We start from the raw sequence: 21,286 nt of genomic DNA, 5'->3' as shown, positions 1-21,286 counted from the left end.
TACCCCGCCGCCCGATTCGCGTCCGCCCGCTCTGGAGACCGCCCATGTCCGCCTCGCTGATCACCACGCCCGGCCTCATGATCCCCTCGGGCGGCTACAAGCCCTTCCGCTATCCCTGGGCCTATGACTTCTGGAAGAAGCAGCAGCAGGTCCACTGGATGCCGGAAGAGGTGCCGCTGGGCGAGGACCTCAAGGACTGGGCCGTCAAGCTGAACGACAAGGAGCGCAATCTGCTGACGCAGATCTTCCGCTTCTTCACCCAGTCCGACGTCGAGGTGCAGGACAACTACATGGAGCGCTACGGTCGGGTGTTCAAACCGACCGAGGTGAAGATGATGCTGGCCTCGTTCGCGAACATGGAGACGATCCATATCGCGGCCTACGCCCTGCTCCTCGAGACCATCGGCATGCCCGAGACCGAGTTCTCGGCGTTCATGGAATACGAGGCCATGAAGGCCAAGCACGACTACATGCAGACGTTCGGCGTGGAGTCGAACGCCGACATCTGCCGCACCCTGGCCATGTTCGGCGGCTTCACCGAAGGCCTGCAGCTGTTCGCCTCGTTCGCGATGCTGATGAACTTCCCGCGCTTCAACAAGATGAAGGGCATGGGCCAGATCGTCTCGTGGTCGATCCGCGACGAAAGCCTGCACTGTGACGGCATCATCAAGCTGTACCACACCTTCAACAAGGAAACCGGCGCGGTGACCAAGGCCGTGGCCGACGACATCGTCGACTGCTGCAAGACCGTGGTCGGCATGGAAGACAACTTCATCGACCTGGCCTTCGAGGCCGGCGACATCCAGGGCATGACCCCGGACGACATCAAGTCGTACATCCGCTTCGTCGCCGACTGGCGCCTGCGCCAGCTCGATTTGCCGGAAGTCTACGGCGTGCGGGAAAACCCGCTGCCGTGGCTGCAGGCCCTGCTGTCGGGCGTCGAGCACGCCAACTTCTTCGAAGCCCGCGCCACGGAATATTCCAAGGCCGCGACCAAGGGCCAGTGGCACGGCGCCGACGGCGTGTGGTCCAGCTTCGAGGCCATGCTGCAAAAGCGCACCGACACCGTTTCGGCCGACCACTGAGGTCCGCGAAACCGTCGTGACGAGACTGACGCCGCCCGCGGAAGCGCGCCAGGGTTAAGTGTGAGCGGTTGACCCGCTGGGGCGCGCTTCATCCTGGAGTGCCCCAGCCTGCTTTTGCAGGCTGGGGGCGGGCGGCGTTTTTCGTTTGTGGAGCATGCCATGCGCATCGCGGTGATCGGTCCCGGCGCAGTCGGCGGGACCCTGGCGGCCTGGCTCGGCCAGGTCCACGACGTGACCCTGTGCGCCCGCACCGCCTTCGAACGACTGGAGGTCGAGACGCCGGAACGGACGCTGGTGGCGACGCCGACGGTGCTGACCGATCCGGCGAAGGCTGCGCCCCATGACTGGGTGCTGGTCACCACCAAGACCTATGACGCCGCCGGCGCGGCCGCCTGGCTGGCCGGGCTGGTCGGTCCGCAGACGCGGGTGGCGGTGCTGCAGAACGGCGTCGAGCATGTCGAGCGGTTCGCGCCCTACCTGCCGGCCGAGCGCATTGTCCCGGCGGTGGTCGACATCCCGGCCGAACGCACCGCGCCCGGCCTGATCCGCCAGCGGCGGATGGGGTGGATCAAGGTTCCGGCCGGCGAGGCGGGCGAGGCCTTCGCCGGCCTCCTGGCCCATGCGCCGATCGAGGTCTCGACCACCGACGACTTCAAGACCGTCGCCTGGCGCAAGCTGGGCCTCAACTGCGCGGGCGCCGTCAACGCGCTTACCCTGAAGCCGGCCGGGATCGCCCGTCGCGACGACATCGCCGCGATCATGAAGGATCTCGTGGCCGAGTGCGTCGCCGTCGGCCGGGCGGAGGGCGCGGACCTGCCGCTCGACCTGCCGGACGAGGTGGTGGCCGGCTATCGCGCCAGCCCGCCGGACTCCGTCAACTCCCTGCACGCCGACCGCCTGGCCGGCCGCCCCATGGAGATCGACGCCCGCAACGGCGTCATCGTCCGCAAGGGCGCCGCGCACGGGATCGCCACGCCGGTCAATGCGATGGTCGTGGCGCTGCTGGAGGCGGCGGGCGAGGCCTAGGGCTTCAGGAAGCCGCCCAGAAGGCCGCCGACGGCGCCGCTGATGCCTTCGTCGGGCAGCTTGCCGCCCGGGGTCAGTTGGTCGACCAGGCCGGGCAGGATCTCCGACAGCTTGGCGGCCGCGGTCTGCGGATCGACGCCCAGCTTCTCGGCGAACTGGCCCACGGCCCCCGAGCCGAGCACGGCCTGTATCTGTTCGGCCGAGACCGGCAGGTTGTGGCCGCTGGCGACCCAAGACTGGGCGACTTCGCCGAGGCCGCCCTTCTGGAAGGCGTCGACCAGGCCGCCGACCCCGCCGGCCACGCCCAGGCTCTTGACCGCCTCGGCCAGGTCGCCCTGGCCGCCCAGCAGACCCGTCAGATTGTCCAGCAGACCCATGGTGTCGCTCCGCTCGATCGCCGGTCCGTCGTGGACCCGACGTTGCGGCATTAAGAGCCCGGACCCGGCGAGCGGCCAAGAGAAAAGGCGCGGACCCTGCGATCCGCGCCTTTCACGAAACAGCGATGGACGCGCCGTCGGCTACGGCCGGTCCTTCTTGGGGATGGCGGCGATCTCTTCCGGCGTCAGCTTGGTGATGGTCTTGGCGCGGATCGGCATGGCGAAACCGCTGCTGTCGGAGACCTTCAGGTCCAGGTCGATCGGATTGCAGACGGTGTCGATACCGCGGACGGTCGAAACCAGGAAATTGCCCGGCCAGGTCAGCTGGTTGCTGCCCCAGGCGAGGTCCACCTTGTAGACGTCGCGATTGCGCACCTTCATGTAGAGGGTGTTCTTGTCGGGGGCGCTCCAGCCTTGCCAGTCCGACAGCTGGAAGCACTGGCGCTGGGCCTTCTGCGGCGCGGCGGCGGTTTCGTCGGCCAGCGCCGGAGCGGTGAGAAGCGCGCCGGCCAAGCCAGCCAGGGCGACGGTTTTCAGCTTGACCATGGCGTTCATCCTTACAGTCCCTCTCGCGAAAGATTGGGCCTGGCGAGGCCGCCGTCAATGGTCGAGGCGTCCCATTTTTGGGCCGGGGAGGGGGAAGGTTTCCCTCTTCATGACCCAGCTTCGCCTTCCTGGGCCTTGTGCCCAGGATCCAGGGGTCAGCCTGCTCAGACTTTTGGCGTTGGCGCGAGGTCTGAGCAGCGGCCGGCATGGACCCTCGCCACGAGGGCGAGGGAGGCGGGGTTGTTAGGGGCGTCGGGACTCAACCCACCCCGTAAACCGTAAAACCCCCGCGAAAGCGGGGGCCCAGGCTTTTTCTGAAAGGCTTGGCGCTTGACGATAAAACGCCTGGGTCCCCGCTTTCGCGGGGATTTTACGGAGGAAGGGTCAGGCCGAAGCCTTGGCCAGTTCCGGATCCACGTCCTCCAGCTCCCCCTCCCACTTGGCCACCACGGCGGCGGCCACCGAGTTGCCGACCACGTTGGTCGCCGAGCGGCCCATGTCGAGCAGGTGGTCGACGCCCAGGACGAGGGCGATCCAGGCCTCGGGCAGGCCGAAATAGGTGAGGGTGGCCATGATCACCACCAGCGAGGCGCGCGGTACGCCGGCGATGCCCTTGGAGGTCACCATCAGGAGCAGCAGCATGAAGATCTGCTGCTGGATGGTCAGGTGCACGCCATGGGCCTGCATGATGAACATGGTGGCGAAGGTGCAGTAGAGCATCGAGCCGTCGAGATTGAACGAATAGCCCAGCGGCAGGACGAACGAGACGATGCGGCGGCGCACGCCCACCTTGGGCAGGCTGTCGAGGATGCGGGGATAGGCGGCTTCGGACGAGGCGGTCGAGAAGGCCAGCAGGGCCGGCTCGCGGATCACCCCGAACAGCGGGATGGCGCGCTTGCCCAGCACCACGAAGGCGGCGGCGAACAGCAGCACCCAGAGCGTGCCCATGGTGGCGTAGAAGCCGAGCACGAACTTGGCGTAGGTGGCCAGCATGGCCAACCCTTGCGTGGCGATGGTCGAGGCCAGGGCCGCGAAGATGGCCAGCGGGGCCAGCTTCATGACGAAGCCGGTGACCTTCAGCATGATCTGGGCGCATTGCTCGACCAGGTGCAGCACCTGCGGGGCCTTGTCGTCCAGCGCGGCGACGGCGGTGCCGACGAACAGCGAGAAGACGACGATCTGCAGGATCTCGTTCTTGGCCATGGCGTCGAAGATCGAGGTCGGCACCAGGTGGGTGATGAAGCCCTTGAGGGTGAAGGCCTCAGTCGAGGCGGCGGGCTTGGACGAGACCGCGGCCTCCACCAGATGCAGCCCATGGCCCGGCTGCAGCAGGTGAACCATCAAGAGGCCCAGCAGCAGCGAGACGGCCGAGGCGCCGATGAACCAGCCCAGGGTCTTGGCCCCGATACGGCCGACGGCGGCGGCGTCCTCCATGTGGGCGATGCCGGCGACGAGCGTGGTGAACACCAGCGGCGCGATGATCATCTTGATCAGGCGCAGGAAGATGTCGGTGATCAGGCTCAGGCCCGAAGCCGCCGACTTGGCGCCGTCGGCGTCGAGGAACTGGTTGCACCCCCAGCCGACGAGCACCCCCAGCACCATCGCGCCGATGATCAGATAGGCGAAGCGTTTGTTCATCCCGGGTCCCCTGGGCCCGTCGGCGTCGACGGCTGGCTTATGGAGGAACGACGCGCGAGAAGGTCCGCGCCGCCATTCGCTCCTTATTTGAGCATTTCCGCCCTTGTGGCCGACGAACCTGGGTTCGTCCATGCCCTAGAGGCGATCTTGGCCGGCTTGCCTAGCGTCGCGTCGGATAAACAGGCGCAGCTGTAGGGATCGAAGGCCGTTGCCCGTTCCCGGATTGACCCGGCGGCGAGCGGTTTCGCTAAGTAAGAAAGTTTTCCACCTGGGCGGGGCGCCCGTCTCGCCAATGTCGTGAAATGTCGCTATAAAGACCCATGTCAAACCAAGAAAAAGCGATCGCCGTCGTCGAACGGCTCAACTCCGAATACCAGCGCGCCGTCGAGGCCCTGCGCACCGCCCTCCGGGCCTATCTCGAACATGGAACCCGCCCCGACCCGCAGATGCGGTTCGACGGCTCGTTCACCTATCCCGAGCTGCGCCTGACCTACGACCCCGAGGCCCTGCCGCCGAAGCTGGCGCGCTCGTTCGCCCGGGTCAGCCGTCCGGGCGTCTATTCGACCACCGTCACCAAGCCGGCCCAGTTCCAGGACTATCTGGTCGAGCAGCTGACCCTGCTGATGGACGACTTCGACGTCGAGATCGAGGTCGCCCGCTCCGAGCAGGAGATCCCCTATCCCTACGTGCTGGACGCCAGCATCGACCTGAACCAGGCCGACGTCCGCAGCGAGGACATCGCCCGCTTCTTCCCGACCACGGACCTGGCCTTCATTGGCGACGAGATCGCCGACGGGGTCTGGAGCCCCGCGCTGGAGGAAACCCGGCCGTTGGCTTTGTTCGACGGCCTGCGGACCGACTTCTCGCTGGCCCGCCTGCGGCACTACACCGGCGCGCCGGCCGAGCACGTGCAGCCGTTCATCCTGTTCACCAACTACCACCGCTATGTGGACGAGTTCGTCCGCTGGGGCGTCGAGCAGCTGAAGAAGCCCGATAGTCCGTATACGGCGCTGTCGTGCTCGGGCGGCGTGGTGGTCACGGCCGAGACGCCGAACGCAGAGCAGGCCATTGCTGATGGCGCCTGGCGCAAGCACCAGATGCCGGCCTACCACCTGATCGCCCCGAACGGTCAGGGCGTCAGCCTGGTCAATATCGGCGTCGGCCCGTCCAACGCCAAGACCATCTGCGACCACCTGGCGGTGCTACGCCCGCAGGCCTGGCTGATGATCGGCCACTGCGGCGGCCTGCGCGACACCCAGACCATCGGCGACTACGTGCTGGCCCACGCCTATCTGCGCGACGACCACGTGCTGGACGTGGTGCTGCCGCCGGAGATCCCGGTGCCGTCGATCGCCGAAGTGCAGCGCGCCCTCTACGACGCGGCCAAGGCGATCAGCGGCGACACCGGCCAGGAGCTGAAGAAGCGCCTGCGCACCGGCACCGTGGTCACTACCGACGACCGCAACTGGGAACTGCGCCACAGCCTGTCGGCCCTGCGCTTCAACCAGAGCCGCGCCGTCGCCATCGACATGGAAAGCGCCACCATCGCCGCCCAGGGCTACCGCTTCCGGGTGCCGTACGGGACGCTGCTGTGCGTGTCGGACAAGCCGCTGCACGGCGAGATCAAGCTGCCGGGCCAGGCCAACGCCTTCTACGAGCGGGCGATCAGCCAGCATCTGCAGATCGGCATCCTGACCTGCCAGCTGCTGCACGAGGAAGGTCCCAACCTGCACTCGCGCAAGCTGCGCGCCTTCGACGAGCCGCCTTTCCGGTGAGGGGTGCTCCGTCTGAAAACGACGCCTGAAAACGACGAAGGGGCGGTGGTTATCCACCGCCCCTTTTTCTTGCCTGTCGCCCAGGTCCTACTTGGGCACGCTGAAGGCGATCGGGATCGTCACCTGGCCCCCGGCGATGGGCTGGCCGTCGATGGTCTTGGGCTGCATGCGGAAGAACTGGCTGAGCTGCAGGGCCGCGTCGCCGAAGGCGTAGGGACCGTCGCTCTGGCGGAGCACCCGGCAGTTCTCCAGCCGGCCGTCGAGGGCGACGCCGCAGGTGATGAGCGCCCGGCCGGACGCCTTCGCCGCCGCCGCGTCGGCCGGATAGTAGCGGGCCAGGTCGTTGGCGTCGGGCTTCTCGATCCAGTCGGGGCGGGTGATCACGGCCGGCTCGGGGGCGGGCGCGGGATTGGCGGCCCAGACGGCGCCGGCGGCGGTCGAGGCGACCAGGACCACGAGGGCCAGGCCCGCCTTTCGGCGCAGCGGGGTGACGGAGGCGGTGTTCAACATGATCAGTCTCTCCTTCAGGGGATGGGGGCCCGTCGCCGGCCAATGGCAGCCGAGCGGGGCGTGGGCGCCGCCCAGCACCGAGCCGAGCAGGGTTTCGGCGTAGAGCCGGCGGGCGTGCGGATGGCGGTCGATCACCGCCGCGTCGCAGGCGATCTCCTGGTCGATCCGCAGGGTGCGGGCGGCCAGGTGGACCAGCGGGTTGAACCAGCACAGGCATTGCAGGGCGACGGCCAGGCCGTTGATGCGGGCGTCGCCGCGCCGCAGGTGGACGTCCTCGTGCGCCAGCACCAGGGCGCGGGCCTCGCCCTCGAAGCGGTCGGCGAAGTCGGCCGGCACGACGATGCGCGGGCGCAGCCAGCCCAGCACCAGCGGGCCGGCCTCTACATGCTCGCCGCGCAGCACGGCCGGCTGCCCGTTCAAGGGCGTGAGGCGGCCGACGGCGCGGACGAACCGCAGCTGACGCACGGCGAACAGGCCGAAGGCGGCCAGCACGCCCAGCTCCCAGATCACCAGCAGCACGATCGGCAGGGCCGGGGCCTTGGCCGCGACCGGGGCGACGGCCTTGCCGGCGGTGGCGACGAACTCGATCGCCGGGGCCATGATCGCGGTCGGGGCGGGGACCGGAACCAGGCTGACCAGGGCGCAGATCGGCGGGGCCAGCCACAGCATGTAGGCCGCCAGCGGCCCGAACCGCGCCCGCACCGGCCGGCGCAGCAGCATCACCGCCAGGATCGCGGCGGCCAGGGCGAGGTTGGCGCGCAGCAGCGCCTCGAGGATGGCGCCAATAGCGGGGCCAGTCATTTGGAGATCCTCTCGACCAGGGCCTTCAGCTCGGCGACGTCCTCTTCCGACAGCTTTCCGCCCTCGGAGAACTGGGTGACCAGCGGCGCCAGCCGGCCGTCGAACAGCCGGTCGAGCAGGCCCTGGCTCTCGGCCTCGACATAATCGCGGCGGGCCAGCAGCGGCGTGTAGAGATAGCGGCGGCCGTCCGGCTTGGCGGCGATGGCCTTCTTCTTCAGCAGGCGGCTGATCAGCTGCTTGACCGTGCCCTCGGTCCAACCGTTGGGCTCGCCCACCTCGCCGATGATCGCCTCGGAGGTCAGCGGGCTGGACCGCCACAACGCCTCCATGATCACGCTTTCCGCCGAACTGATCTTCATGGCGGTCCCTCCCTCGCGCTCGATGACAAACGTCAACGATGCGACGTTGACATTTGTCATCAGTGTCGTCAACCGGCGTTATCGAGGGCTTTTCCTATTCTTCCCGTCATTCCCGCCCTTGTGGCGGGAACCCCTCTGTCAGCCGCAAGGGCGGGAGGGGCGGACTGCCAAGCAGTCCGCTGGCGCTTCACGTGAAGGCGGAACCAGGGTTTCCCGCCACAAGGGCGGGAATGACGGGAGTTAAGGAGGGGGCTTGGGGGCGAGCCCGCCCTACCGCGACACCCGGTCCAGGAACCCGACGATGCCCGCCGCCAGGGCCGGCTCCATGACCGCGCTCATGTGGTCGCCGGGCACGCGCTGGGCGCGGGCCTGGGGCAAGAGGCCGGCCAGGGCCTCGGCCGAGCCGTTGTCGTCGTCGCGCTGGCCGGCGATGACCAGGGTCGGGACGTCGATGCGGGCGATGTCTTCGGCCGAGGTCGGGACGAAGGCGTTCAGCACCCCCAGCATGGCCTCGGGCTTGAGGCCGCCGGCGGCGATCATCGCCTGCACGCGGCGGCCGGCGCGGGGGTCCTTGGCCTGGTCGCCGTTGCGGATGGCGTCCTCGAACATCGCCGCCCGCTCGCCGGTGCCCATCAGGCCGCTGGCGCCCATGCCGGCCAGCACCAGCCGCTCGGGCCGCGCCCCGCGCACCAGCATCCGCACCGCCGTGCGCGCGCCCAGGGAGTAGCCCACGAGATCGTAGTCGACGAGGTGCAGGTGCGAGACCAGCGCCATCTGATCCATGGCCAGCACGTCGGCGGGCCAGGCGGCGGGATCGGTGGGAGCGTCGGAGCGGCCGTGGCCGCGCAGGTCCGGGGCGATCACCTTGCGGCCGGCCTGGGCCAGGGCCGCGGCGATGCCGGGCAGGAACCAGTTGCTCTCGGCGCTGGCCAGGAAACCGTGCAGCAGCAGGGTCGGCCAGCCCTCGCCCAGGGTGCGGTAGGCGATGGAGACGCCGTCGAAGCTCTGGAATCGCTGGACCGGAAGCATGGGGGCAGCTTCCGCGCAGTTGCACGATCCGTCCAGTCGCCTCAGCCGACGTCTCGATTTCGTCGCCGTGGATCGCTACATCGGGGCCATGACCCGTCAAATCCCCCTGCAAGGCGTCGAGAACTTCCGCGACTACGGCGACTACGCCGCCGGGGCGGGCCGGTTGAAGCGAGGTTTGCTGTTCCGCGCCGCCCACCAGGCCGACGCCACCGACGCGGACCTCTCGGCCATGGCTGGGCTGGGCATCGTCACCATCGTCGACCTGCGCCGCAGCCAGGAGCGCAGCCACCAGCCCTCGCGCCGCTGGCAAGGCTTCGCCGCCGAGGTGATCGACAACGACCTGGGCGGTCAGGGCGACGATCCGTGGCTGACCTTCCTGCGCGGCTGGGATTTCTCGGAAGGCGATTTCCACGCCTACATGATGGAGTCCTATCGCCGTAAGCCGTTCACCCCGCGCCACGTCGACCTGTTCAGGCGCTACTTCGCCGCCCTGGCGCAGGCCAAGGGCCCGGTGCTGATCCACTGCGCCGCCGGCAAGGACCGCACGGGCCTGCTGGCCGCCCTGACCCATAGCTTGGCCGGCGTGTCGCGCGACGACCTGGTCGAGGACTATCTCGCCACCAACGATCCCGAGCGCTACGGCCGCATCGGCGAGCAGATCGGCCGCCACTTCGCCGACTATACCGGCGTCGTCCCGCCCGAGGCGGCGATCCGCGCGGCCCTGGGTGTCGAGGCCGAATACATCCTGGCGTCCATTGAGGCCATCGAGGCCGCCCACGGCTCGATCGAGGCCTATCTGGAGGCCGTTCTGGGCGTCGACGCCAAGGCGCGAGAGGCGATCTCGGCGCACATCCTGGCCTAGGCTTCGCCTCCGACGGCGGCAGTCCCTACCGGGACGCCTCCGGAAAACGGGCCAGCTTCCGCACGTCGCCGGGATCGTGCTGGATGATGATCCGCGCCTTCAGGGTGGCCGCCAGCTGGGCGAGGCGATCGATCGACGCCAGGGAGTCGGCGCGGTCGGTGTTCCAGGTCGGAACGCGGCGCGGGGCCAACTGGGTCTCCAGGTGGGCGACGTCGCCGCTGAGGATCACCGCCCCGGTCTGGGGAAGTCGGACCAGCAGCGCCTGTTCGCCGGGCGTGTGGCCGGGCGCGGCCAGGATGGTGACCGATCCGTCGCCGAACACGTCGCGGTCGCCCTGGATCGCATCGATCGCGCCGCCGCCGGTCAGCCAGGGCGCCAGCAGGCTGGGATCGGCGAAGGGCGGCGATCCCGCGCGCAGGGCGGCTAGGTCCGCCGCGCCGATCAGCAGGGTGGCGCGCGGGAACAGGGCGGCCTGTCCGACATGGTCGAAATGATAGTGGCTGATCGCCAGCCGGCCGATCTGGTCGGGACGCACGCCGATCGCGGCCAGTTGGCTTTCCAGGTCCTGGTCGAGGGTGGCGCTGATCGGCTGGTCGTCGAGAGGCTTGCTCAGCAGCGCGCTAGGCAGGCCCGCGTCCCACAGCAGGTAGTCGTCGCCGTGCCGGATGAGATAGCAGCCGTTGCTGAGCCGGCGGGCCTGGCCGGCATAGGCGCCGGTGTCGGATAGCGGCGAGGCGTTGTTCATCTGGATCCGGCCGCAGTCCAGTCGCCACAGGCGCAGCGGCGCCGGCGCCGGCCCCGATGGGGGTGTGGGTGTCGCGGCTGTCGCCGGAATCGCGCCCAGAGCGCCCAGGGTCAGGAAAAGGCTCGTCGTCAGTCTCAGCCAGGCTCTACGCATGTCGTCCTCACTCGTGGATGGAGGATCGACTAGCCGGCGAACGGGCGGGGCGAGGCCCCCGGACGCTCGACCATGAGCCCGAAACGCTCGCTTTGCGGCTTGCCTTGCCGTACCGACCCGTCGAAGGGTTCGGCCATGGACCTCGACCCTTCCGCGATCACCGACAAGAGCCTGCGCCAGGCGTTGCTGGCGCGCCTGGCGGCGCTCAGGTCGCGGGCGGCGGCGGGGGCTCATCACTATGCCGGGTCCGACGGCGGCGCGGTGTTCGGCTATTGCTGCTTCGTCCGCGAGCGGATCGCCCAACTGCGTCTTTCCGATCCGCTGATCGTCGTCGTGCTCAGCGGCGCCAAGGAGCTTTGGTCGGGCGAGCGCTGCGAGCGCATTCCGGCCGGCGTTCCGTTCGTCATCCCGGCCGGGGTCACGTTCGACATCGTCAATGCGCCGGACGCCGCCATGGGGCGCTACGAGTCCGTCGCCATCACCATCGACGAGGCGCTGCGGCGATCGGCGCGACGCCTGGCGGGAGCCGGGGATCAGCCGGAGCGGGCCGGACGCCGGGCTTCCAGGTCGGCCATCGCCCTGACGCCGGACCTGGTCGAGGCGTTCGGCCACGCCGCCGCCGCCCTGACCGATCCTGGCCAGGCGACGGCCCTGGCGCGCCACCGCATCCTCGAGATCCTGCTGCTGGTGCGGCGGGCGCCCGCCGCGGCCGGTCTCTTCGCCGCGACGATCCGGACGCGGGCCGAGGAGATCGTTCGCCAGGATCCGGGGCGGGCCTGGCGGGTGGAGGCCCTGGCGCGGGCCATGGGCCTGGGCGCCTCGACCCTGCGGCGACGGCTGGCGGCCGAGGGCGGATCTTTCCGCGAACTGCTGCTGGAGGCCCGGATGGCGGCGGCGCAGGAGTTGCTGACCCACGACGCCTACAGCGTGGCCCAGGCGGCGCAGGCGGCCGGCTACAGCTCGCGGTCGCACTTCGCGCGGCGGTTCCGCGTCGCCCACGGGGTTCGCCCGAGCCGCCTGCGCGCGGTGACGACGTGACAAACGCCCGTTTGCGCGCCAGGCTCCGCTTCAGGGTCGCGTCAGACGGCCCTCAGGCAAGGGCGGAGAGGCATGAGCGAGGTCCTGGACGGCGCGCCGTCGGCCGTGGGTGAAGGCGCGCGCGCACCTCGAAAACCGCTGACGCGGGGCGGGCTGTCCTGGGTGCTGCACCAGGGCTCGCGCGACGTCTATGTGGTGCTGGTCACCATCTACATCTTCGCTCCGTACTTCTCGGGCGTGCTGGTCGGCGATCCCGTCCGGGGCCAGGCGATCATGGCCCAGATCGCCACCGCCTATGGCCTGATCGTGGCCCTGACCGCGCCGGTGCTGGGCGCGTCGATCGAGCAGTACGGGCCGCGCAAGCCGCTGATCACCCTGGCCCTGACCACCATGCTGCCGCTGCTGGTGCTGCTGTGGTGGGCCATGCCGGCGGGGGGCCTGCCCCTGTGGGCGACGTCGCTGGCGCTGGTCGTGCTGGGCGTGGCCTATAACTGGGGCGACGCGCTGAACAACGCCCTGCTGCCGCGGGCGGCGGCGAGCCCGGACCAGGCGCCGCTGTTGTCGGGCCTGGGCTATTTCCTGTCGAACGGCCTGTCGGTGCTGATGCTGGTGCTGATGCTGTGGGGCTTCGTGCTGCCGGGGCAGGTGGACTGGCCGGGCATCCCCAAGACGCCGCTGCTGGGCCTTTCGACCCACAACAACGAGCCCAGCCGCCTGGCCGGCCCGCTGTCGGCGCTGATCATGGCCCTGGGGGCGATCCCGTTCCTGCTGTGGACGCCGGACGCGCCGCGCACCGGTCGTTCGGTCCGCGCCAGCCTGGCGGCGGGCCTGGCGTTGCTGCGCGACACCTTCGCCAACCTGAAGGGCCATCGCGACGTGGCGACCTTCCTGGGCGCGCGCATGCTCTATTGCGACGGCATGACCGCGCTGCTGGTGTTCGGCGGGCTGTTCGCGGCCGGGCTGATGGGCTGGGGCGCGCTGGAGATGCTGGTCTACGGCGTCTCGCTGAGCCTGGTCGGCTCGCTGGGCGGCTTCCTGGCCCCGACCCTCGACCGCCGGCTGGGACCCAAGCGGGCGGTGCAGATCGAGATCGCCGGCTGCCTGGCGGCCCTTATCTGCGCCCTGGGCATGCGGCGCGACCGCATCCTCTATATCTTTCCCTATGATCCCGCCGGGCCGGCGGTGTGGGACGGGCCGCTGTTTCGCACCGCGCCGGAGCTGCTCTATGTCGGGCTGGGCCTGATCATCGCCGTCTGCGTCACCGCCCAGTACGCCTCGAGCCGCACCCTGCTGGTGCGCCTGGCCCCGCCGGACCGCACGGCCGCCTTCTTCGGGCTCTACGCCCTGTCGGGTACGGCGACGCTGTGGCTGGGCTCGGCCCTGGTGGCCTTGGCGACCGCGCTGTTCAAGAGCCAGGTCGCCGGCTTCCTGCCGATCGTCGGCCTGCAGGCGGCGGGCCTGATCGCGCTGTTCGCCGTGCGCGGCGGCGGGCGCGAGACTTGAGGCCGTAGCCGGACGGGCCTATCACCCGCCGATGCGCGACGTCGCCCTCATCGCCGCCCCCTGGCGCGACCCTCTCTGGGCGGCGGCCCCCTGGCGGGACGAGCCCTTCGCCTGCGCCCTGCTGTCGGGCGGGGCGGGCGAGCGCTGGTCGTATCTGCTGCGCGATCCCGACCAGACCCTGACCCTGGCGGCCGACGATCGCCGCGATCCCTTTCAGGCCCTGGCCGCCCTGGTCGGTCCCCAACTGCCGGCCGATCCGGAGGGCCCGCCGTTCCAGGGCGGGGTGGTGGGGCTGGCGTCCTACGAGCTGGGCGACCGGATCGAGGCCCTGAATCTTGCGCGCGGCGACTGGCCGGACCTGACCTGCGCTCGCTATCCGGCCCTGCTGGCCTTCGACCACCTGGCGCGGACCATCGTCGCCGTCGGCCGCGGCGAGGGCAAGGCGCAGGCCGAAAGCCGCGCCCGCGCCGCCCTGGCCTGGCTGGACGCCCCGGCCCGCGACCCGTTCGAAGGCCGGCTGTGCGAGGCTCTGGAGGCCGAGCCGCCGCAAGCCTACGAGGCGGCGGTCGCGGACGTGGTCGAGCGGATCCTGGCTGGCGAGATCTTCCAGGGCAACATCGCCCGGGCCTGGCGCGGGCGGCTGGCCACCGGGGCCGACCCGTTCGATCTCTTCGTCCGTCTACGAAGCACCAGCCCGGCGCCGTTCTCGGCCTGGCTGCGCCTGCCGGGCCGGGCCATGGTGTCGAACTCGCCCGAGCGGTTCCTGAAGGTGCGCGGCGGGGCGATCGAGACCCGGCCGATCAAGGGCACCCGGCCGCGCGGCGCGACGCCGCCGCAGGACCGCGCCCTTGCCGCCGAGCTGCTGGCCAGCGCCAAGGACCGGGCCGAGAACCTGATGATCGTCGACCTGATGCGCAACGACCTGGCCAGGGTCAGCCCCGCCGGCAGCGTGCGCACGCCCGAACTCTTCAAGGTCGAGACCTACGCCAACGTCCACCACCTGGTCTCGACGGTGGAGGGGCGGCTGAAGCCGGGCCTCGGCGTCGCCGACCTGCTGCGGGCGACCTTTCCGCCCGGCTCGATCACCGGCGCGCCCAAGGTGCAGGCCATGAAGGTGATCGCCGGGCTGGAGGGGCCGCGCGGCCCCTATTGCGGTTCGCTGTTCTGGGCCGGGTTCGACGGGGCGTTCGAGTCCAGCGTGCTGATCCGTTCGGTGGGCCTGGTCGAGGACGCCGAGGGCTGGCGGCTGGAGGCCAAGGCCGGGGCGGGCATCGTCGCCGACAGCGACCCGGTCGCCGAGCGCCTGGAGACCGAGGCCAAGATCGACGCCCTGCGCCGGGCGCTGACCGGGGAGGGGGCATGACCATCGACGCGGTTCCTTTAAGCGCCATTCCTTTGAGCGACAGGGGGCTGTTGCTGGGCGACGGCCTGTTCGAGACCCTGCTGGCGGTGGACGGCGTGGTCTGTCACGTCGAGGCCCATCTCGACCGCATGGCCGCGGGTTGCGAGACGCTGGGCCTGCCGCCGTTGGATCGATCGGCGGCCCGCGCCCTGGTCGAGGCCGCTCCGGCCCTGGCGGACCTGGCCGAGGGTCGCGCCGCCGTGCGCCTGACCTTGACGGCCGGTTCAGGCGGGCGGGGCCTGGATCGGCCCGAGGCGCCGGTCTTGCGGCTCCTGGCTTCCTGCGCCGCCGCGCCGCAGGCCGGGGCGCCGGCGTCGGCGGTGATCGCCACGGTCCGTCGCAACGAAGGCTCGCCGGCCTCGCGGCTGAAGACCCTGGCCTATCTCGACAATGTGCTGGCTCGCGCCGAGGCCCGGGCGGCGGGGGCGGACGAGGCCCTGATGCTGAACAACCGGGGCGAACTGGCCTGCGCCTCGGCCGGCAACCTGTTCTGGCTGGACGGGCGGGCCTTGGCGACGCCGGCCCTGGCCTGCGGCGTGCTGGCGGGGCTGGCGCGAGGACGGGTGATGGCCGCCGCGCGCGGCATGGGTCTTTCGGTGGCCGAGGTCGCGGTGGGTCCGGAGGCGCTGGCGTCGGCGCAGGCGGTGTTCCTGACCAACAGCCTGACCGGGGTGCGGCCGCTGCGGCGGCTGGACGGCCGCGCGCTGGGCGAGGACTCGCGCGTCGCGGCCCTGGCGGCGGCGATCTAGCGCGTCAGGAGGTCGCCCAGGTCACCGTGTCCGACTTGCGCGGCCGCAGGTAGAAGGTGCGCTTGAAGGTGATGCTCTTGGAGATCAGCATCGAGGTCGGCGAGGCGTAGGTGTAGCTGGCCGTGCTCATGATGACGCTGCTGCTCTTGGGCAGCACGCCGTCCGAAACGGTGACGCTGGCGTTGGCCTTGGGGCAGTCCGAGGCGTTGCTGTTGGCGGTCCAGGCCACGGTGCCCTTGCGGGTGCCGTCGGAGGCGGCCGCCGTGGTGTCCGAGGTCAGGCTGACCAGGCACATCTTCAGGTTCGTCGACGAGAACGGCGACATCACCGTCTTGCCGATCGTGAAGATGTCGGTGATCCGGCTCTGGGTGATGGTGGCGTTCTGGGCCGCGATGTCGCCGATCAGCGAGGTGGTGTGGCTGAGGCGGCGCTGGGCCATCATCGCCTGGGTCACTTCGCACATGCCGAAATAGAAGACGATCAGCAGCGGCGCCAGGACGGCGAACTCCACGGCCACGGCGCCGCGAGTGTCGCGCCAGAGGCGCGCGCGGGAGAGAAGGCGAGCGATCATGAGGGGCACGTCACGCTGCTGGCCGTGGTGCTGTTGTACGGCTCGTTGACGAAGGCGGTGGCGGCGGTGAGCGTGCGCTTGCCGTTGATGGCCGACAGCGCGTCCCGCAGCAGCGGGGTGATCACCGGCCAGGCGTAGTAGGCGCGCACCACGACCAGCGAGGTCGGGCCGCCGGGATCCCAGCAGGTGGTGGTCGGCGTCTTCAGGCTGCTGGCCGAGGCGAAGGTGCTGACCGTGCGCACGTCGACGCGCAGGGCCGAGGCGCAAGGGCCTTCCAGCCAGGTCATGCGCGTGCAGACCGCGCTCTTGAAGGTGCTGGCGGTGCCGCTGGCGACCTGCACCTGGCCGGTGCGGATCTCGCGGCTGGTGTCGATGACCGCGTTCTCCAGGGTCACGCCGGCGAAGAAGATCAGCCCCAGCTCGATCAGGCCGAAGAACAGCAGCAGGAACGGGATCATCAGCAGGGCGAACTCGACCGCCGTCGCGCCGCCTTCGTCGCGCGCCAGGGCGGCCGCGCGACCCATGGACAGGCGGCGGGCGGCGAGCCGCAGGCGGGCTCGGAACGATAAGGGCGGAGTCCCCATGCGAAGGTCCGTGGCTGATACCGGGCGACCTTAGCCCACGCTCCCTAACCGCCTCCTAATCGCGGGGCGGCGGGATCAAATCAGGAAGACGCGCGTGCTCGCGTATGTACGCGGGCGAGGGCGGCGGCTCAGGGCTGGCCGGCCGCCGGGGCGCTGGTGGTGGAGGTCAGGACGGTGCAGCGGCCGTCGCAGGCGTAGGTCGAGGCGTTGGCGCCGCGCTGGACGGTGACGGCGTCGGCCGAGACCTCGGTGACCAGCACCTGGCCGCCGGCCAGGGTCCGGCCCTGGCCGTCGAAGGCGAACACGGTGGTCACGCCCACGCGCTTGCCCAGGATCACCAGTGTGCGGTCGTTGACCACGCTGACGTCGGCGATCTGCGGGTCGCCGACCACGATCTCGCGGGCCGAGCCGTTCAGCGGCAGGGTGGTCGCCTGGCCGGCGGCCACCGAGAGGGTGCGCGGCGCGGTCGAAGCCGGGGTCGGCGACGCCGCCTGAGCCGCGGCGGCGGCCGCGCAGAGGCTGAAGAAAGCGACGATGGCGAGCGAGAGGCGGCGCATGGCGGTCCTGTCGGAGCAAATTCAACGCCCATCACCCTGCCGAAGAATGGTCAATAAAAGACTAAGAACTGCTCGCCTGCGACAAACTGGACTGTTCGAAAGTCCTTAGAAATAAGGCGGTTGCGACGCTCGAAAACCGACTTAGTTAAGAGTTGCTAATGGTAAAATTAAATAAACCAAAAGAAAAATCGCAGAAAAGTTCTGTTGTTTACTGTCGATTAAGCGAGGTTGGCGAAATTGATCGTGTTTTCGGGGGTGAACAAGTCGCCGCGGCTTGCTGACCCAGCCAAGTTTTTCTCAGCAGGAGATCAAGTCATGTCGAAGTTTGTCACGCGCTTCCTGAAGGACGAGTCGGGCGCCACGGCCATCGAATACGGCCTCATCATCGCCCTGATCGCCGTCGTCATCGTGACCGCGTTCACCACCCTGCGCCCGGCTCTGTCGAGCGCCTTCGGTAAGGCCACCACCGAGCTGAACACCGCGGCGGCCGGCTAATAGCCAGCTGTTGATGGAGGGGCGACCGATGGTTGTGTTCTGCGAACGCTTCCTGAAGGACAGCCGGGGTGCGACCTCGATCGAATACGGCCTCATCGCCGCCTTGATCAGCGTCGTCGTCCTGGCCGCCGTCCAGCTCCTGGTTCCGGCCATCGCCGGGGCCTTCGGCCAAGCCGAGACCCAGCTCAGAGCCGTCGCGCAGTAAAAAGCGACAGCGCCGAGCTTCAGAACTTGGGCCGCGTCCTCGCAAGGGACGCGGCCCTTGTCTTTTCCGGGTTCTGCTTTCGCGATCTTCGGCGAAGTCTTCGGCTTCGTTTCGGCGCCGCTCGGAAACCATTGCTTCATTGGCGGCGGGTTAGGGTTCCCCACAGCAGCCGTCCGGAAGTCCAGATGCAGACCCTGTCCTTTCTTCCCCTGATCGTCTTCGCGGGCCTGGCGGTGGTCGCCGGCCTGAAGGACGTCACCAGCTACACCATCCCCAACTGGATCTCGCTGGCCCTGCTGGGCGCCTTCCCGTTCGCGGCGCTGCTGGGCGGCGTGGGCTGGACCACGGCGGGCCTGTGCCTGGCGGTGGGTTTCGGCCTGCTGCTGGTCGGCATGCTGATGTTCGCCCTGCGCTGGGTGGGCGGCGGCGACGCCAAGTTCCTGGCCGCCTGCGCCCTGTGGATGGGCGTCACGGGCCTGCCGTCGTTCCTGCTGATCACCGCCCTGGCCGGCGGCGCCCTGACCTTCGGCCTGATGAGCCTTCGCTCGGGCTGGCTGGAGCCGATCATCGCCGGCAGCCCGGCCTGGGTGCGCCGTCTCGGCGACAAGAAGGGCGACGTGCCCTATGGCGTGGCCATCGCGGTCGGCGCCCTGGCCGCTCTCCCGCAGAGCGCGATCGGGCTGGCGATCCTCAACTAAATTCGGCGCGCGCCGCGTTCGGCGGCCGCGTCAGGCTGTCGCGGCCGGGAAGCCCTTTGGAGGGCGGGTCCTTTAGCGGCTGTTAACCATGGGCGCCCCAGTCTGGGATGCGGCCAGAACGGCTGTCGATCCAAGCGTCCGCGGGCCTGAAGGCCGCGACGCCCGCAGCCCGCCTCGCCGACCAGAGCCCCGCCCGCGCATGAATCCCGTCAGAATCATCATCGTCCTGGTGGCCGCCGTCTCGGCGATCGGCCTGGCCGTGCTGATGCAGAAGGCCGTCGGCGGCAAGCCCGCCAAGGCCGCCGCTGTCGCTTCGGCCCCCGCTCCCGGCCTTGACGCCAAGCCCATGACCCTGGTCCTGGTCGCCAAGCGCGACCTGGCGATCGGCGCGCGCCTGGGCCATGACGACGTCGAGTGGAAGGCCTGGCCGGCCGACGCCGTCAGCCCCGTCTACATCACCAACGGCGCGGCCCCGGTCGAGCCCGCCAACGGCGCGGCCAAGGCGGTCAAGACCGTCGGCGACGCCACCGGCCTGGGTGGGGCTGCTCCCGAAGCCGCCGTCGAGGGCGCGATCGTCCGCGACCCGCTGCTGGCCGGCGAACCCATCGTGCCGCGCAAGATCGTCCGTGGCGGCGAGGGCGGCTACCTGTCCGTCGTGCTCTCGCCCGGCGCCCGCGCCATGGCCGTGCCGGTCACCTCCGAGACCGCCGCCGGCGGCTTCATCCTGCCCGGCGACCGGGTCGACGTGCTGCAGACCCGCGACGCGCCGAACACCGAAGGCGCCAGCACCGGCAAGCAGGTGATGGCCGAGACCGTGCTTCAGAACATCCGCGTCCTGGCGCTCGACCAGTCGACCTCGGCCGACAAGGACGCCAAGACCATCGTCGCGGCCACCGCCACCCTTGAGGTGCGCCCGGCCGAAGCCGAGGCCCTGACCCGCGCCAAGGCGTCGGGTCCCGTCACCCTGGCGCTGCGCGCCTACACCGACCTGGGCGGCCCCTCCGGCGTCGCCGCGCCCACCCAGGACTCCACGGTCATCCGCATCAATCGCGGCGGACAGACCTCCAGCATCGCGGTGCGCCAATGATCCGCCGGTTCGCTTCCGTTTCACTCGCCGTCCTGACGGCCCTGGCGCCCGGTTTGGCCTTCGCCGACGGCCCGCCGGCCGGCGACCGGGTCTATCGCCCGGCCCGCGCCGTCTCGCGCCCCGTCGCGCCCGTTCCCGACTACGCCCCGGCGCCGGTCGCCGACCAGGTGCTGCGCATCGACCTGACCGCCGGTCCGGGCGCCCGCACGCTGAACCTGCCGCGCGGCAAGTCGGCGATCATCGAGCTGCCGTCCGACGTGCGCGACCTCTTGGTGACCAATCCGCAGGTGGCCGACGCCGTGCTGCGCAACCCGCGCCGCATCTATGTGCTGGGCCTGGGCAAGGGCACGACCGACGCGGTGTTCTTCGACGCCGCCGGCCGCCGACTGCTGTCGCTGGCCATTCGCGTCGACGAGGACTCCAGCACCCTGCAGGACACCCTGCGCAAGGTGCTGCCCGCCTCGCGCATCGAGGTGCAGGCCGTCCGTGACAGCCTGATCCTGACCGGCATGGTGGCCAACGCCGCCGAGGCCACGACCGCCTCGCAGATCGCCGCCCAGTTCGTCTCCAAGCCCGACCAAGTGGTCAATCTGCTGACGGTGGCCGGCAAGGACCAGGTGACGCTGAAGGTCCGGGTCATCGAGGTCCAGCGCAACATCGTCAAGCAGCTGGGCGTCAACGTCTCGGCCGCGCTGAACCAGCTGGGCAGCAACAACTTCACCGTGGGCTTCGAGCCCAAGTACGCGATCAACAACGGCCTGCAGGGCGGCGGCGCGATCGGCGCCACCATCGGCGGCAGCAACAACAGCGCCACCGCCAGCGTGCAGGCGCTCGAACGCGTGGGCCTGGTGCGCACGCTGAGCGAGCCGAACCTGACGGCGGTGTCGGGCGAGGCCGGCCGCTTCCTGGTCGGCGGCGAATTCCCGGTGCCCGTCGACATGTCGGAGACCGGCAAGGTCACCCTGCAGTTCAAACCCTACGGCGTCAGCCTGGGCTACACCCCGGTGGTGCTGTCGGGCGGCCGCATCTCGCTGAAGCTGTCGACCGAGGTCTCCGAGCTGACCAGCGTCGGCGCCTACAGCCTGACCTCCGGCACCTCGACCGTCGTGGTGCCCGGCCTCAGCGTCCGCCGCGCCGAGACCACGGTCGAGCTGCCCTCGGGCGGCTCGCTGATGATCGCCGGCCTGCTGCAGCAGCAGAGCAAGGAAAACATCGACGCCCTGCCGGGGCTGAAGAGCCTGCCGATCCTCGGCGGCCTGTTCCGGTCGCGCGACTATCTGAACGGCGAGACCGAGCTGGTGATCCTGGTCACGCCCTACATCGTCGATCCGACCAGGCCGGGCGACCTGCAGACGCCGGCCGACGGCCTGCGGCTGGCGGGCGACATGGGCACGGTGCTGCTCGGGCGGCTGAACACGGTGGTCAACGCGCCGGCCGGCGCCAACGCCAACCGCAGCTATCAGGGGCCTGTCGGCTATGTCATCGAATAGG

At 69.9% G+C, this 21,286-nt stretch carries 23 protein-coding genes; 13 read left to right on the top strand and 10 right to left on the bottom strand.

Annotated features, from left to right (window positions below):
- The first annotated feature begins 44 nt into the window (after positions 1–44).
- The gene (locus AC07NS_RS03845) at positions 45–1,085 is read left to right on the top strand and encodes a ribonucleotide-diphosphate reductase subunit beta (protein ID WP_494601574.1); all 1,041 of its coding nucleotides are present in this window, start codon (positions 45–47) and stop codon (positions 1,083–1,085) included.
- Between the two features lie 159 nt (positions 1,086–1,244).
- Positions 1,245–2,111 carry a 2-dehydropantoate 2-reductase gene (locus AC07NS_RS03840; RefSeq protein ID WP_494601573.1) on the top strand — a complete coding sequence of 289 codons (867 nt, stop codon included), beginning with the start codon at positions 1,245–1,247 and terminating at the stop codon, positions 2,109–2,111.
- Here the strand turns inward: AC07NS_RS03840 and AC07NS_RS03835 are convergent.
- From AC07NS_RS03835 to AC07NS_RS03825, 3 genes are all read right to left on the bottom strand, one after another.
- The gene (locus AC07NS_RS03835) at positions 2,108–2,539 is read right to left on the bottom strand and encodes a YidB family protein (RefSeq protein WP_494601572.1); all 432 of its coding nucleotides are present in this window, start codon (positions 2,537–2,539) and stop codon (positions 2,108–2,110) included. The genes AC07NS_RS03840 and AC07NS_RS03835 overlap by 4 nt on opposite strands.
- Positions 2,540–2,629: 90 nt before the next feature.
- Positions 2,630–3,043 (bottom strand): DUF6491 family protein, encoded by a 414-nt coding sequence (locus tag AC07NS_RS03830; RefSeq protein WP_494601571.1) that lies wholly within the window; start codon positions 3,041–3,043, stop codon positions 2,630–2,632.
- Between the two features lie 375 nt (positions 3,044–3,418).
- Positions 3,419–4,672: a dicarboxylate/amino acid:cation symporter gene (locus tag AC07NS_RS03825; protein ID WP_494601570.1), complete on the bottom strand. Its 1,254-nt coding sequence runs from the start codon at positions 4,670–4,672 to the stop codon at positions 3,419–3,421.
- A 320-nt stretch (positions 4,673–4,992) separates the two neighbouring features.
- Between AC07NS_RS03825 and AC07NS_RS03820 the strand changes: the two genes are divergently transcribed.
- On the top strand, positions 4,993–6,447 hold the full coding sequence (locus AC07NS_RS03820; protein WP_494601568.1) for an AMP nucleosidase: 1,455 nt from the start codon (positions 4,993–4,995) through the stop codon (positions 6,445–6,447).
- Positions 6,448–6,534: 87 nt separating this feature from the next.
- On the opposite strand, the gene AC07NS_RS03815 is transcribed toward AC07NS_RS03820, so the two are convergent.
- The 3 genes from AC07NS_RS03815 to AC07NS_RS03805 all read right to left on the bottom strand — a co-directional run bounded on the left by AC07NS_RS03815 (position 6,535) and on the right by AC07NS_RS03805 (position 9,146).
- Positions 6,535–7,758 carry a TonB family protein gene (locus tag AC07NS_RS03815; RefSeq protein ID WP_494601566.1) on the bottom strand — a complete coding sequence of 408 codons (1,224 nt, stop codon included), beginning with the start codon at positions 7,756–7,758 and terminating at the stop codon, positions 6,535–6,537.
- Complete coding sequence (locus AC07NS_RS03810) at positions 7,755–8,117, bottom strand: BlaI/MecI/CopY family transcriptional regulator (RefSeq protein ID WP_494601564.1); 363 nt, start codon at positions 8,115–8,117, stop codon at positions 7,755–7,757. Before AC07NS_RS03810 ends, AC07NS_RS03815 begins: the two co-directional genes overlap by 4 nt.
- A gap of 270 nt (positions 8,118–8,387) precedes the next feature.
- Positions 8,388–9,146 carry an alpha/beta fold hydrolase gene (locus AC07NS_RS03805; protein ID WP_494601563.1) on the bottom strand — a complete coding sequence of 253 codons (759 nt, stop codon included), beginning with the start codon at positions 9,144–9,146 and terminating at the stop codon, positions 8,388–8,390.
- Positions 9,147–9,234: 88 nt separating this feature from the next.
- Here AC07NS_RS03805 and AC07NS_RS03800 point away from each other — a divergent pair, with 88 nt between their 5' ends.
- The gene (locus AC07NS_RS03800; RefSeq protein ID WP_494601562.1) at positions 9,235–10,008 is read left to right on the top strand and encodes a tyrosine-protein phosphatase; all 774 of its coding nucleotides are present in this window, start codon (positions 9,235–9,237) and stop codon (positions 10,006–10,008) included.
- A 25-nt stretch (positions 10,009–10,033) separates the two neighbouring features.
- On the opposite strand, the gene AC07NS_RS03795 is transcribed toward AC07NS_RS03800, so the two are convergent.
- A complete protein-coding gene (locus AC07NS_RS03795; protein ID WP_494601560.1) occupies positions 10,034–10,906 on the bottom strand; it encodes an N-acyl homoserine lactonase family protein in 873 nt (290 codons plus the stop codon).
- Between the two features lie 135 nt (positions 10,907–11,041).
- Here AC07NS_RS03795 and AC07NS_RS03790 point away from each other — a divergent pair, with 135 nt between their 5' ends.
- From AC07NS_RS03790 to AC07NS_RS03775, 4 genes are all read left to right on the top strand, one after another.
- Entirely contained in the window at positions 11,042–11,944 is a 903-nt protein-coding gene (locus AC07NS_RS03790) for a helix-turn-helix transcriptional regulator (protein WP_494601559.1), read from the top strand.
- A 72-nt stretch (positions 11,945–12,016) separates the two neighbouring features.
- Positions 12,017–13,447, top strand: a complete 1,431-nt coding sequence (locus tag AC07NS_RS03785) for an MFS transporter (RefSeq protein WP_494601558.1) — start codon at positions 12,017–12,019, stop codon at positions 13,445–13,447.
- A gap of 31 nt (positions 13,448–13,478) precedes the next feature.
- Positions 13,479–14,810, top strand: coding sequence for an aminodeoxychorismate synthase, component I (gene pabB, locus AC07NS_RS03780; protein WP_494601557.1), 1,332 nt, complete (start codon positions 13,479–13,481; stop codon positions 14,808–14,810).
- The gene (locus tag AC07NS_RS03775; RefSeq protein WP_494601556.1) at positions 14,807–15,598 is read left to right on the top strand and encodes an aminotransferase class IV; all 792 of its coding nucleotides are present in this window, start codon (positions 14,807–14,809) and stop codon (positions 15,596–15,598) included. Before pabB ends, AC07NS_RS03775 begins: the two co-directional genes overlap by 4 nt.
- Before the next feature lie 4 nt (positions 15,599–15,602).
- On the opposite strand, the gene AC07NS_RS03770 is transcribed toward AC07NS_RS03775, so the two are convergent.
- From AC07NS_RS03770 to AC07NS_RS03760, 3 genes are all read right to left on the bottom strand, one after another.
- Positions 15,603–16,169 carry a TadE/TadG family type IV pilus assembly protein gene (locus tag AC07NS_RS03770; protein ID WP_494601554.1) on the bottom strand — a complete coding sequence of 189 codons (567 nt, stop codon included), beginning with the start codon at positions 16,167–16,169 and terminating at the stop codon, positions 15,603–15,605.
- Positions 16,166–16,753, bottom strand: a complete 588-nt coding sequence (locus AC07NS_RS03765; protein ID WP_494601553.1) for a TadE/TadG family type IV pilus assembly protein — start codon at positions 16,751–16,753, stop codon at positions 16,166–16,168. Before AC07NS_RS03765 ends, AC07NS_RS03770 begins: the two co-directional genes overlap by 4 nt.
- Before the next feature lie 128 nt (positions 16,754–16,881).
- Positions 16,882–17,310, bottom strand: a complete 429-nt coding sequence (locus AC07NS_RS03760) for a pilus assembly protein N-terminal domain-containing protein (RefSeq protein ID WP_494601551.1) — start codon at positions 17,308–17,310, stop codon at positions 16,882–16,884.
- 315 nt (positions 17,311–17,625) lie between these two features.
- Here AC07NS_RS03760 and AC07NS_RS03755 point away from each other — a divergent pair, with 315 nt between their 5' ends.
- The 5 genes from AC07NS_RS03755 (at position 17,626) to AC07NS_RS03735 (ending at position 21,285) form a co-directional block, all read left to right on the top strand.
- Positions 17,626–17,805: a Flp family type IVb pilin gene (locus AC07NS_RS03755; protein ID WP_110119565.1), complete on the top strand. Its 180-nt coding sequence runs from the start codon at positions 17,626–17,628 to the stop codon at positions 17,803–17,805.
- A gap of 28 nt (positions 17,806–17,833) precedes the next feature.
- Complete coding sequence (locus AC07NS_RS03750) at positions 17,834–18,010, top strand: Flp family type IVb pilin (protein WP_110119566.1); 177 nt, start codon at positions 17,834–17,836, stop codon at positions 18,008–18,010.
- Between the two features lie 185 nt (positions 18,011–18,195).
- Positions 18,196–18,708 (top strand): A24 family peptidase, encoded by a 513-nt coding sequence (locus AC07NS_RS03745; RefSeq protein WP_110119567.1) that lies wholly within the window; start codon positions 18,196–18,198, stop codon positions 18,706–18,708.
- A gap of 199 nt (positions 18,709–18,907) precedes the next feature.
- Entirely contained in the window at positions 18,908–19,795 is an 888-nt protein-coding gene (gene cpaB, locus AC07NS_RS03740; RefSeq protein WP_494601550.1) for a Flp pilus assembly protein CpaB, read from the top strand.
- On the top strand, positions 19,792–21,285 hold the full coding sequence (locus AC07NS_RS03735; RefSeq protein WP_494601549.1) for a type II and III secretion system protein family protein: 1,494 nt from the start codon (positions 19,792–19,794) through the stop codon (positions 21,283–21,285). The genes cpaB and AC07NS_RS03735 overlap by 4 nt, the downstream gene beginning before the upstream one ends.
- The last annotated feature ends 1 nt before the right edge of the window (position 21,286 follow it).

This window comes from Caulobacter sp. GW821-FHT10A10 (assembly GCF_059415745.1).
Note: the sequence above shows the minus strand (reverse complement) of the source record. Positions and strands in the feature narration are given on the sequence as shown.